Origin of the sequence: Bacillus sp. FSL W7-1354, from assembly GCF_038002405.1 — a bacterium.
Lineage (GTDB): Bacteria > Bacillota > Bacilli > Bacillales > Bacillaceae > Bacillus > Bacillus paralicheniformis.
The window spans coordinates 2,103,351-2,116,146 of the sequence record NZ_JBBOCL010000001.1 but is presented as its reverse complement, the minus strand read 5'-3'; the positions used below and the strand labels follow the sequence as shown (position 1 = coordinate 2,116,146).

Below are 12,796 nucleotides of genomic sequence, written 5' to 3'. Positions count from 1 at the left end.
GGAGTTGAATACAGCATGTTTACTCAAGCTAATTTATTTTTGATCCTGCTTTTGGCCATCGCATTAATCGCGAAAAATCAGTCGTTGATCATCGCGGTATCCGTCCTGCTTTTGATCAAGCTGACCGGCCTCGATCAAAAGCTGTTTCCGGCCATCCAATCCAAAGGGATTAACTGGGGAGTTACCGTTATTACAATAGCGGTCCTTGTGCCGATTGCCACTGGAGAGATCGGCTTTAAACAGCTTGGCGAAGCGATGAAATCATATTACGCATGGATCGCACTCGGGGCGGGCATTCTCGTAGCATTGATCGCCAAAAACGGGATCACATTGCTCGCGGAAGACCCGCATATCACCACCGCTCTTGTATTTGGAACGATTTTAGCGGTCGCTTTATTCAAAGGCGTTGCCGTCGGCCCGCTCATCGGTGCCGGGATCGCCTATCTTGTCATGCAGGCCGTCCAGCATTTTACATCTTAGAAATGCGGGCCAGCTCCCCCTGTTTCAGGGGGTTTTTTGTTTGAAAAAAAACGTTCGCAACTAAAAATAAACATACATAACGCAGTTAAAACTCCTAAAAATCTGTAAATAGAAGTCAGCTGGTGCAAAAAAATAAGGCCCTCTATAAAAGAGGGCTCAGTTTGTCAAAAACCTGTGTGGGGAAATATGACCGTTTATTTCGAATTTGTGGGTTTTTATTTGTGGAGTCTTCAGCAGGTAAGCTTGGATAAAAAGAAAAAATGATCTATCGTCTCTTTCGGGCTGAAACGCTTGCATCAGTTATCGCATCCTTTATTATGATGGCTGTCGAATTGCGAGTTCTGTTCAGTGCCGGAGAGTTTATTTTTTCTGCTAACTGAGACGTCGGATATGATTGCGGCGCGGACGGCAGCAAGTGATTTTAGTGAACGAAAAAGAAAAATTGATAGAAAACAGAAAGAAATTGAGGAAACCATCAAAAAATTGAAGGATATGAGATGTCATTTTCACAAAAGAAAGAGAACTAAAGAAGCAAAAAAAGCAAACCCAGGAAGAGGGCTGTCATCATCTCGATAAGATTGTATAAAAGACTAATCATGCCAACAACTTCTCATTACAATCATAAGAGCCTGGTTAGGTTGAGGCTGCAGGCTCTTATCATTTTTGAGATTATTTTTTTGTATAACGCACCCAGTCGTAATGAGCGTATAGAGGTGTTACACCGTTGTAGGAACCGAGCCAGTCATCGACACCAATACCATTCCACAAGTTCATCATGATCTTTCCTGGCGTAGTCGGAATTTGGCTCGTCGCGGTATGTTTTAATTGCCCATCGACATACCATTTAATCGAGTTTGGCTGCCAATCGAACGCATACGTATGATAGGCATTGGATGCATCAAATCCGAGATCCACAAGCTTCTCATGGTTTCCTACACCATTCGTATAGTAGTTAAACTGAACCTTTGTTGTGTCTTTTCCTAAAAATTCGATATCAATCTCATCCCAAGGAGTTCCATCCGTTGGACCTGTGTAAGTGAAGAACGATGAAACGATCCCTACGTTTTTAGCTGGTTTCATTCTGACTTCATAAAGTCCATATCCATATGTTTGAACAGAGCGATTTTCCCCGCAGTCAAACTTGTTATAAGATGGACTTGTTAGCCCCAAACGCATTTCACCTAATGATGTCATTGATACGTTATTTGCACGCCAAGTGCAGTTGAACACACCTCCATTCGAATAACCATTTGCTTTCTGCCATACACCGGAGTTATAGCTGTTAAAAGTGTCAAAAAACGATCCGCCTGCTTGAGCCGAGGCAGTAGAAGTGACTGCAGACAAACTCAAAAACAATCCAGTGACAAGAAGCAGCAACACTCGTTTCATACGATAAGGCATGTGGCATTCCCCTTTCTTTGAAAACGTTTTCTTTACCGATCATACCTGATTCTTTTAAAAGGGAACATCAGTCAAAATAATGATAATAACTTTTCATTCATAAAAACTCCCCCCGTTTGTTTTAAAACGGATGAAGGAGATTTGCTGTAAAGTAACAAGTAAAAGATTTTATCTCTTTTTCTTTTGTTTATAAATTTATTATAGGTGAAAATCATAAACCGATTAGTATGAAAGAACTGGAGGAATACGTCTGTCCACTTTTAATAAAAATCCCTTCCCAAAACCTCCCTCAAATAGATACAGAAGAATACATGATTCTACAAAGCTGTCGATTGATAATAAATAACTACGAACCCTTGATTTATAAGGCTTTGAAAGCATTTTTGATCAAAAACCTACAAATTTATCAGATTATTGTTTATAATATAAATATGCTTAATCTTTATTAAGCATATCGGAGTATCGAACGGTATATAGAAACGCACGATTGTTTTATTTGAAAAACGATTTAATGTAAGCATTTTCTTTTTGGGGTGAAGAAGATGTATACAACATGCGTTGTTTTTGCTCCTAGGTTTTGGTTTAATTTTAAAAGGGGAAATTTTTAAAAAAAGGGAGAGATGAGTATGACAGCAACACGCGGCCTTGAAGGGGTAGTCGCCACTACATCATCAGTAAGTTCAATTATTGATGATACTCTTACATATGTAGGGTATAACATCGATGATTTGACAGAAAAAGCTAGCTTTGAAGAAGTTGTTTATCTGCTTTGGCATTTAAAGCTGCCGAACAAAGAGGAGCTCGCAGAGCTTAAAAAACAGCTTTCTGAAAATGCCGGTATCCCCAAAGAAGTGATTGACCATTTCAAATCCTACTCGAATGGAAAAGTCCACCCGATGGCAGCTCTTCGGACAGCCGTTTCTTTACTCGGACTGTTTGACGAAGAAGCAGATCAAATGGATGCGGAAGCAAACTACAGAAAAGCGGTGCGTCTCCAAGCGAAGATGCCTGCGCTTGTCGCTGCTTTTTCAAGAATCCGCAAAGGGCTCGAGCCGATTGAGCCGAATCCGGAACTCGGTTTTGCCGCCAACTTTCTCTACATGCTGAATGGAAAAGAACCTTCACCTGTTGAAGTGGAAGCGTTTGACAAAGCCTTGATTCTGCATGCGGATCATGAGCTGAACGCATCTACGTTCACAGCCAGAGTATGCGTCGCGACACTTTCAGACGTCTACTCAGGGATCACGGCCGCAATCGGGGCCTTGAAAGGTCCGCTTCACGGCGGAGCAAACGAAGCAGTTATGAAAATGCTTTCAGAGATTGGCGAGGTTGAAAACGTAGATTCATATATTCACGCCAAGCTTGAAAAGAAAGAAAAGATCATGGGGTTCGGCCACCGCGTATACCGCCAAGGAGATCCCCGCGCAAAACATTTGAAGGAAATGAGCAGACGTTTGACGAATTTAACGGGTGAAAGCAAATGGTATGAGATTTCAGAGCGGACTGAGGAAATCGTCACGTCTCAGAAAAAGCTGCCGCCAAACGTAGACTTTTATTCTGCGTCGGTTTATCATAGCTTAGGAATCGACCATGATCTGTTCACGCCGATTTTTGCGATCAGCAGGGTATCAGGCTGGCTCGCTCACATTCTCGAACAGTATGAAAATAACCGACTGATTCGTCCGCGGGCTGATTACACCGGCCCTGACATGCAGACGTTCATTCCGATTGAAGACAGAAGCTGACCGTTTGAAAGGAGGCTGTTCGAGCTTTGTTCGGCCGGCCTCTTAACGGCTTTCTTAGGAAACAACGATTTCATGAATCTATGAAAAAACATGTTTGTCCCCCGCCAAACGGGGGAAACAAATGTTTTTCTATATTGAAGAATTACATATTATGGGAGGTTTTATTGTGGCACAAGGCGAAAAAATTACAGTCTCCGGCGGAGTATTAAACGTTCCAAACAACCCGGTTATCCCGTTTATTGAAGGGGACGGAACAGGTCCTGATATTTGGAGAGCGGCTTCCAGGGTTCTTGAAGCGGCTGTGGAGAAAGCGTATAACGGCGAAAAGGAAATCACTTGGAAAGAAGTCTACGCCGGGGAAAAAGCGTACAACAAAACAGGCGAATGGCTTCCTGAAGAAACGCTTGATACGATCCGCGAATACCTGATCGCGATTAAAGGTCCTTTAACAACTCCTGTAGGCGGCGGAATCCGCTCATTAAACGTAGCGCTAAGACAAGAGCTTGACCTGTTTACATGCCTGCGTCCTGTCCGCTATTTCACAGGCGTTCCTTCACCGGTTAAGCGCCCTGAAGATACGGATATGGTCATCTTCCGCGAAAATACTGAAGATATCTATGCCGGCATCGAATACGCGAAAGGCTCTGAAGAAGTTCAAAAGCTGATTTCATTCCTGAAAAACGAGCTTGGCGTTAACAAAATCCGTTTCCCTGAAACATCAGGCATCGGTATCAAGCCGGTTTCTGAAGAAGGAACGTCAAGGCTTGTCAGAGCTGCGATCGAGTATGCAATCGAGCACGGCCGCAAATCTGTAACGCTCGTCCATAAAGGAAACATCATGAAATTCACGGAAGGCGCCTTTAAAAACTGGGGCTATGAAGTGGCTGAAAAAGAATTCGGCGATAAAGTATTCACATGGGCCGAATACGACCGCATCGCTGAAAAAGACGGCAAAGACGCTGCAAACAAAGCGCAAAGCGAAGCTGAAGCGGCCGGCAAAGTCATCATCAAAGACAGCATCGCTGACATCTTCCTTCAGCAGATCCTGACCCGCCCTGCCGAGTTTGATGTTGTGGCGACAATGAACCTGAACGGGGACTACATTTCAGATGCGCTTGCTGCCCAAGTCGGCGGAATCGGCATCGCTCCTGGAGCAAACATCAACTATGAGACAGGACACGCCATCTTTGAAGCGACACATGGTACAGCTCCAAAATATGCTGGCCTAGACAAAGTAAACCCGTCTTCAGTCATCCTATCCGGCGTGCTGCTTCTTGAGCATTTGGGCTGGAATGAAGCTGCCGACCTTGTGATTAAATCTATGGAGAAAACAATCGCATCCAAAGTCGTCACATACGATTTCGCTCGTTTGATGGACGGCGCGACTGAAGTTAAATGCTCTGAATTCGGTGATGAGCTTATCAAAAATATGTCTTAAACGGCTGTTTTGGGGTAAAACAACAACAATTAAAAGGGGTAGAAAACATGGGAAAGAAGCGAAATAAAGTATCTGTCATCGGAGCGGGCTTTACAGGTGCAACAACTGCGTTTTTAACGGCTCAAAAAGAATTGGCTGACGTCGTGCTAGTCGACATTCCGCAGCTTGAAAACCCTACAAAAGGGAAAGCGCTCGATATGCTGGAAGCGAGCCCTGTCCAAGGATTTGATGCGAATATTACAGGAACGGCAAACTACGAAGATACGGCCGGCTCAGATATCGTCGTCATCACGGCGGGAATCGCAAGAAAGCCGGGAATGAGCCGGGACGACCTCGTGGCTACAAATGAAAAGATCATGAGGAGCGTAACGAAGGAAGTTGTTAAATACTCACCTGATTGTATCATCGTCGTTCTGACAAACCCTGTGGATGCGATGACATACGCCGTCTATAAAGAATCGGGCTTCCCGAAAGAGCGGGTCATCGGCCAGTCGGGAGTTTTGGATACGGCAAGATTCAGAACGTTTGTCGCTCAGGAGCTCAACCTTTCCGTCAAAGACATTACAGGTTTTGTACTGGGCGGACACGGGGACGATATGGTTCCGCTCGTTCGCTACTCTTATGCAGGCGGCATTCCGCTTGAAACGCTTCTTCCGAAAGACCGGATCGATGCGATTGTTGAAAGAACGAGAAAAGGCGGGGGAGAAATTGTCAACCTGTTAGGAAACGGAAGTGCGTATTATGCGCCTGCCGCTTCCCTGACAGAAATGGTTGAAGCAATCTTAAAAGACCAGCGCCGCGTGCTGCCGACTATTGCCTACCTTGAAGGCGAATACGGCTATGAAGGCATTTACCTCGGCGTTCCGACGATTATCGGCGGAAACGGTCTTGAACAGATCATTGAACTTGAACTGACTGAAACAGAAAGAAGTCAGCTTGATCGATCCGTTGAATCAGTCAAAAACGTCATGAAAGTATTATCATAATGAAAACAGCAGGAAGGCTTTATACAAGCCTTCCTGTTTTTGAATGCGATCTTTTTTTACATAAAACCATATGAAAATCAAGACATAAACACGGGCTGTCAGCATATACCTAATCATAATCATCTGCCCGGACATTTTCATTCTTTTTTCTGGAAGCATTCCATCGCTTAAAACAGCGGTTTATTGCCGAAAAAGAGAGATTTTATGCAAAACACTGAAAAATCAAATTGTCGAACGGATAGGCTTTCGTTAAAATAGGAGTGAAAACGTTTATTTAACAAAAGATAGAGAAAGAGATGTCGGGGAAATCTGAAGCCTGGAGGCATGTCATGAGCAAAAAGATATTAGTTGTAGATGATGAGGAATCGATTGTTACCCTTCTAAAATATAACCTTGAACGGTCGGGCTATCATGTGGTGACGGCCATGGACGGAGAGGCCGGCTTATTAAAGGCGATTGAAGAGAAGCCGGATCTGATCGTGCTCGATCTGATGCTTCCTAAAATGGACGGCATTGAAGTATGCAAGGAACTCAGACAGAAGAAGCTGATGTATCCGATTTTGATGCTGACCGCTAAGGATGATGAATTTGATAAGGTGCTCGGTCTCGAGCTGGGTGCCGATGACTATATGACGAAGCCGTTCAGCCCGAGAGAGGTGACGGCAAGGGTCAAAGCGATTTTAAGAAGAACACAGACGCTGTCCGTTCATCCGGAGGAGACGGAAGAACCGGATGCAGGCGATCTGATCATAGGCGAATTGAAAATACTGCCAGAACATTATGAGGTTTACTTTCAAAACGAACGCCTCGAGCTAACGCCTAAGGAATTCGAACTCCTTTTATATTTGGGAAGGCATAAAGGGAGGGTGCTGACGAGAGACCTTCTCCTCAACGCTGTCTGGAACTACGACTTCGCGGGCGATACGCGCATCGTCGATGTCCATATCAGCCATCTTCGCGATAAGATCGAAAAAAATACGAAAAAACCGGAATACATTAAAACAATCAGAGGTCTTGGCTACAAAATGGAGGAGCCGAAGCTGAATGATTAAATTCCGGACCCGGCTTTTAGCTGCCCTGCTGACGCTTTTGATTCTCGTATTTGCTTCACTCGGTTTTCTGCTCGTTCACTTGTTTCACTCCTCATACGATGCCAAACTGAGCAGCCATATTGAAAAAGAAGCCGCTTTGGTCGCTTCATTGGCAAATCGTGAAAACATGAAGTCTTCGGAGCAAGGAGCCATTTTAGAGAAGGCAAGCCGTGAACTGGACAGTCATGTATCGCTGGTTGATACAAAAGGTCAGGTTCTTTTTCATTTTGGGGGCCGTGCAGAAGATCAATCCGTTATCAAAGAAGCGCTTGAGTCGGATTTAAACGGTGAAGGAGGAGGCTTCAGAATCAATCCAGATGACGAGTCCGTTTACCGTTACGTGCAGCCGCTGAAAGAAGACGGGAATGTGAATGGATATATTCTGATCAGCACTCCTGTCGATTCATTGCAAGATATCAATCAAAAGATCTGGATTCTCCTCGGCGTGAGCCTTGGAACGGCCTTTTTAATCATCGCCGGGCTTGGGGCGAGAATAACCTCTCAATATACGAATCCGATTGAGTCTGCGACACAAGTAGCGATTGAGCTTGCCAAAGGAAACTATAAAGCAAGAACTTTCAACGAAGATGAAACGATGCTGAGCCAGTCCATCAATATGCTGGCGCAGAACCTGCAGGACATGACAAGAGCACAGGAAATGCAGCGCGACCGTCTGCAAACCGTCATCGAAAATATCGACTCCGGTCTGATCTTAATCGATGGAAAGGGTTATATTCACCTTGTGAACCGCGCTTATCAAAAGCAATTTCACGTAGAAGCCGATCAGCTTCTTTACCATTTCTATCACGAAGTGCTCGAACACGAAGAAATCATTAATCTCATCGAAGAAATTTTTATGACGGAAACAAAGGTCCGCAAAATGTTTAAACTGCCGATCAAAATTGAAAGAAGGTATTTTGAAGTCGACGGAGTTCCAATTATCGGCATCAATGATGAGTGGAAAGGCATCGTTCTCGTGTTCCATGATATGACGGAAAGAAAGCAGCTTGAAGAAATGAGGAAGGACTTTGTCGCCAATGTCTCACACGAGCTGAAAACGCCGATTACATCGATCAAAGGGTTCACCGAGACGCTTTTAGACGGAGCGATGAACGAAAGGGAGACGCTGCTGCAATTTCTATCGATCATCTTAAAAGAGAGCAGCCGTCTGCAAACGTTGATCCAGGACCTGTTGGATCTGTCGAAAATCGAACAGCAGAACTTCACCTTGAATATTCAAAATTGCAATATTGGTGAAATCCTCGCTGAAATTGAGATGCTTTTGAAGAATAAAGCGGAGGAAAAAGGAATCACCTTGACCCTGGAAAAGCCGGAGATGCCAGCCGTTGCTTCTGGGGATCCGCACAGACTAAAGCAGATCTTTTTAAATTTGGTGAACAATGCCCTCACATATACGCCTGAAGATGGAAACGTAACGATTTCGGCTGATGTACTGGAAAATGCAGTGCAAGTCAAAGTGAAGGATACGGGCATCGGGATCAAGCGGTCCGAAATCCCGAGAATATTCGAACGCTTCTACCGGATCGATAAAGACAGGAGCAGAAATTCAGGAGGAACCGGTCTCGGCCTTGCGATCGTCAAGCATTTAGTCGAAGCCCACGACGGTGAAATCGACGTCGAAAGCGAGCGGGGAAAAGGCACCGAATTCACGGTCCGCTTAAAACGCGCATCCGAGTAGCTTCATTTAGCAAACTTTACAAAGGCTTAACAACTTTTATATATATGGTTAAAACTTGGCTGATAGGATCATTAGTGAACCCCTTCATCCAAGGAGCCATATGGACGGACGCGATCAACAGCGCGTCCCTTTTTTTATTTTTCTGCGAAATCACTCTCATTTTCCTTTCAAAATGAACTTTGCTAAAATAAAATAAGCAAATATGATCACGAAGTTGAATGGAAGCTGACGAATCGGCTCCTTAGGAGGATAAAGATGACTGAAAGAAAAAAACTAGTATTGGTTGACGGAAACAGCCTGGCTTACCGCGCGTTTTTCGCTCTGCCTCTTCTCAGCAATGAAAAAGGGATACATACAAACGCTGTGTACGGTTTTACCACGATCTTAATGAAGATGCTTGAAGAAGAAAAACCGACCCACATGCTCGTTGCTTTTGATGCGGGGAAAACGACATTCAGACATAAAACGTTTAAAGAATATAAAGGCGGCAGACAAAAAACGCCGCCCGAGCTGTCCGAACAGCTGCCGTTTATCCGCGAGCTCCTCGACGCCTATCAAATCTCAAGGTATGAGCTTGAAAACTACGAGGCCGATGATATTATCGGCACCCTTGCCAAGTCAGCGGAAAAAGACGGATTTGAAGTGAAGATTTTTTCAGGTGACAAAGACCTGACACAGCTGGCTACAGAAGGAACGACGGTCGCCATCACGAAAAAGGGCATTACAGATGTTGAATACTATACGCCGGAACATGTCCGGGAAAAGTACGGACTTACACCTGAACAAATCATTGACATGAAAGGGCTGATGGGAGACTCATCAGACAACATTCCAGGTGTGCCGGGCGTCGGCGAAAAGACGGCGATCAAGCTTTTGAAACAGTTCCATACAGTAGAGGAGCTGCTGTCGTCAATAGACGAAGTCAGCGGAAAAAAACTGAAAGAAAAGCTTGAAGAATTTAAAGAACAGGCATTGATGAGCAAAGAGCTTGCGACAATTACGACAGAAGCGCCGCTTGAAGTCACCCTCGATTCCCTCGGATACGAAGGTTTTGACAGGGAAGCGGTCGTCAAGATTTTTAAAGATCTCGGTTTTAACTCTTTGCTCGAAAGGATTGGCGAAGAGCCGGGAGAAAAAGAAGAAGAACAGTTTGAAGAGATCAACGTCACGATCAAAACAGACATCACGGATGATTTGTTTGCGTCACCGGCTTCACTCGTTGTCGAACAGCTCGGCGACAATTATCATGAGGCGCCGATCCTCGGTTTTTCGATCGTCAACGAACATGGCGCTTTCTTCATCCCGGAAGAGACAGCCGTTCAGTCGGACCGTTTTAAAGAGTGGGCCGAAGACGAGTCGAAAAAGAAATGGGTGTTTGATGCAAAACGCGCGGCGGTCGCTTTGCGCTGGCGGGGCATCGAACTGAAAGGCGCAGAATTTGACGTTCTCCTTGCGGCCTATATCATCAATCCGGGACACTCTTACGACGATGTTGCAAGCGTTGCGAAAGAACACCAATTACACATTGTCGCGGCAGATGAAGCGGTCTACGGAAAAGGCGCGAAACAGGCGGTGCCGGATGAGAAGGAGCTTGCCGACCATTTAGCCAGAAAAGCGAAGGCGATATCGCTGCTCCGCGAAAAGCTCCTTGATGAATTGGAGAAAAACGAGCAGCTCGATCTGTTTGAAGCGCTCGAAATGCCCCTCGCCCACATTCTCGGTGAGATGGAATCGATCGGTGTCCAAGTCGATGTCGACAGATTGAAAAAAATGGGGGAAGAACTGTCCGCCAAATTAGCGGAATACGAGAAGAAAATCCACGAGTCAGCAGGTGAAACGTTCAATATCAATTCACCAAAGCAGCTCGGTGTGATTTTGTTTGAAAAACTCGGGCTGCCTGCCGTCAAAAAAACAAAAACGGGCTATTCGACTTCAGCCGATGTGCTTGAAAAACTGCGCGACAAACACGTCATTATCGAAGATATTCTGCACTACAGACAGATCGGCAAGCTCCAGTCCACATACGTCGAAGGACTTTTAAAAGTAATCAAAAAAGACAGCCATAAAGTGCATACCCGCTTTAATCAAGCTTTAACACAGACGGGAAGGCTCAGCTCAACCGATCCCAATCTGCAAAATATACCGATCCGTCTTGAGGAAGGCCGCAAAATCCGGCAGGCGTTTGTCCCTTCGCAAAAAGGCTGGCTCATATTCGCTGCGGATTACTCCCAAATCGAATTGAGGGTTCTCGCCCACATTTCAAAGGATAAAAATTTGATTGAAGCGTTCACGAACGATATGGACGTTCACACGAAAACGGCGATGGATGTTTTTCATGTATCAGAAGAAGAAGTCACCCCTGCGATGAGGAGGCAGGCGAAAGCCGTCAATTTCGGAATCGTCTACGGAATCAGCGACTACGGCTTGTCGCAAAACCTGGGAATTACAAGAAAGGAAGCGGCCGCGTTTATTGAGCGCTATTTCCACAGCTTCCAGGGAGTTAAAGAATACATGGAAGAAACCGTTCAAGAAGCGAAACAGAGGGGCTATGTGACGACTCTTTTAAGCCGGAGGCGGTATATACCGGAATTGACGAGTCGGAATTTCAATCTGCGCAGCTTTGCCGAACGGACGGCAATGAACACGCCGATCCAGGGAAGCGCAGCAGATATCATTAAAAAAGCGATGATCGACATGGCGGACAAGCTGAAAGAAAAAAATCTCCAGGCCAAACTGCTGCTGCAGGTTCATGACGAATTGATTTTTGAAGCGCCTGAAGATGAAATCAAAGTGCTTGAAAAACTAGTTCCGGAAGTAATGGAACATGCATTGGAGCTCGATGTTCCGCTGAAAGTGGACTGCGCTTCAGGGCCTTCATGGTACGATGCAAAATAGAGAAAAGGAAGTGATGATGTGCCGGAATTACCAGAAGTCGAAACGGTCCGGCGCACTCTTGCCGGGCTTGTAAGAGGGAAAACGATCGATGCGGTTGATGTCAGATGGACAAAAATCATAAAACGTCCGGAGGAGCCTGAGGAATTCGCAAGGCTCCTGGCCGGTCAGACGATTCAGTCGATCGGAAGAAGGGGAAAATTCCTGTTGTTTCATCTTGATGATTGTGTCATGGTTTCCCATTTGAGAATGGAAGGAAAGTACGGGCTTCATCAAAACGATGAACCTCTTGATAAACATGTGCACGTCATTTTCAGGTTCACGGACGGAAGCGAGTTGCGCTACCGGGATGTCAGAAAGTTCGGCACGATGCATTTGTTTAAGCCGGGAGAGGAACTGACGGAGCTGCCTCTCAGGCAGCTCGGTCCCGAACCTTTCAGCGAGGAATTTACAGCCGGTTACTTAAGAGAGCGCCTGAAGAAAACAAACCGCTCAGTGAAAACCGCACTGCTCGATCAGCGGACAGTGGTCGGGCTGGGCAATATTTATGTCGACGAGGCTTTATTCAGAGCCGGTATCCATCCCGAGACAACAGCGAACAAGCTCACAAAAAAACAGACGGTTCTTCTTCATGAAGAGATCGTTCAAACGTTAAAGGAAGCTGTTGAAGCAGGGGGAAGCACAGTCAGATCTTACATCAATTCACAAGGTGAAATCGGCATGTTCCAGCTCAAACTTTTCGTTTACGGCCGGAAAGATGAACCTTGTAAAAAGTGCGGATCTCCAATTGAAAAAACAGTCGTTGGCGGAAGGGGCACGCATTTTTGCATAAAGTGCCAGAAAAAATGACAATCGCATAAAAGGGACAACAGCAAGCCGTATCATGGTTCAAGCTGTCGATGCATACGCTCCATATAGCTGTTAAAAGCAAGCTTTAAGGTGTGATGTTTCTTTTTCGGGTAAACAACACACGGATGGTTTTCTTCTTTCATATATATAAGAAGCCTAGAAAGCTGCCTTTAGGCTGCATGACTTAACCGCTCGCATCAACAGAAAGGAAGAGC

Annotated in this window: 9 protein-coding genes and 1 pseudogene; 9 read left to right on the top strand and 1 reads right to left on the bottom strand. The window is 45.3% G+C overall.

Annotation, left to right across the window (positions count from 1 at the left end):
- Window positions 1–15: 15 nt before the first annotated feature.
- Both MKZ04_RS10730 and MKZ04_RS10725 read left to right on the top strand, forming a co-directional pair.
- Window positions 16–480, top strand: coding sequence for a DUF441 domain-containing protein (locus MKZ04_RS10730; RefSeq protein WP_020452557.1), 465 nt, complete (start codon window positions 16–18; stop codon window positions 478–480).
- 266 nt (window positions 481–746) lie between these two features.
- Window positions 747–894: pseudogene (locus MKZ04_RS10725) on the top strand (transporter); the annotation flags it as partial.
- A gap of 255 nt (window positions 895–1,149) precedes the next feature.
- Here the strand turns inward: MKZ04_RS10725 and bglS are convergent.
- Window positions 1,150–1,881, bottom strand: a complete 732-nt coding sequence (bglS, locus tag MKZ04_RS10720; protein ID WP_197407188.1) for a beta-glucanase — start codon at window positions 1,879–1,881, stop codon at window positions 1,150–1,152.
- A 626-nt stretch (window positions 1,882–2,507) separates the two neighbouring features.
- Between bglS and citZ the strand changes: the two genes are divergently transcribed.
- The 7 genes from citZ to mutM all read left to right on the top strand — a co-directional run bounded on the left by citZ (window position 2,508) and on the right by mutM (window position 12,581).
- A complete protein-coding gene (citZ, locus tag MKZ04_RS10715; RefSeq protein WP_020452555.1) occupies window positions 2,508–3,626 on the top strand; it encodes a citrate synthase in 1,119 nt (372 codons plus the stop codon).
- A gap of 166 nt (window positions 3,627–3,792) precedes the next feature.
- Complete coding sequence (gene icd / locus MKZ04_RS10710; RefSeq protein ID WP_144499094.1) at window positions 3,793–5,064, top strand: NADP-dependent isocitrate dehydrogenase; 1,272 nt, start codon at window positions 3,793–3,795, stop codon at window positions 5,062–5,064.
- Between the two features lie 47 nt (window positions 5,065–5,111).
- Entirely contained in the window at window positions 5,112–6,050 is a 939-nt protein-coding gene (mdh, locus tag MKZ04_RS10705) for a malate dehydrogenase (RefSeq protein WP_020452553.1), read from the top strand.
- Between the two features lie 329 nt (window positions 6,051–6,379).
- On the top strand, window positions 6,380–7,102 hold the full coding sequence (locus tag MKZ04_RS10700; RefSeq protein ID WP_096748271.1) for a response regulator transcription factor: 723 nt from the start codon (window positions 6,380–6,382) through the stop codon (window positions 7,100–7,102).
- Entirely contained in the window at window positions 7,095–8,840 is a 1,746-nt protein-coding gene (gene pnpS / locus MKZ04_RS10695; RefSeq protein WP_020452551.1) for a two-component system histidine kinase PnpS, read from the top strand. Before MKZ04_RS10700 ends, pnpS begins: the two co-directional genes overlap by 8 nt.
- A gap of 255 nt (window positions 8,841–9,095) precedes the next feature.
- Complete coding sequence (gene polA / locus MKZ04_RS10690; RefSeq protein WP_020452550.1) at window positions 9,096–11,735, top strand: DNA polymerase I; 2,640 nt, start codon at window positions 9,096–9,098, stop codon at window positions 11,733–11,735.
- Between the two features lie 18 nt (window positions 11,736–11,753).
- Window positions 11,754–12,581, top strand: coding sequence for a DNA-formamidopyrimidine glycosylase (mutM, locus tag MKZ04_RS10685; protein ID WP_023855481.1), 828 nt, complete (start codon window positions 11,754–11,756; stop codon window positions 12,579–12,581).
- The last annotated feature ends 215 nt before the right edge of the window (window positions 12,582–12,796 follow it).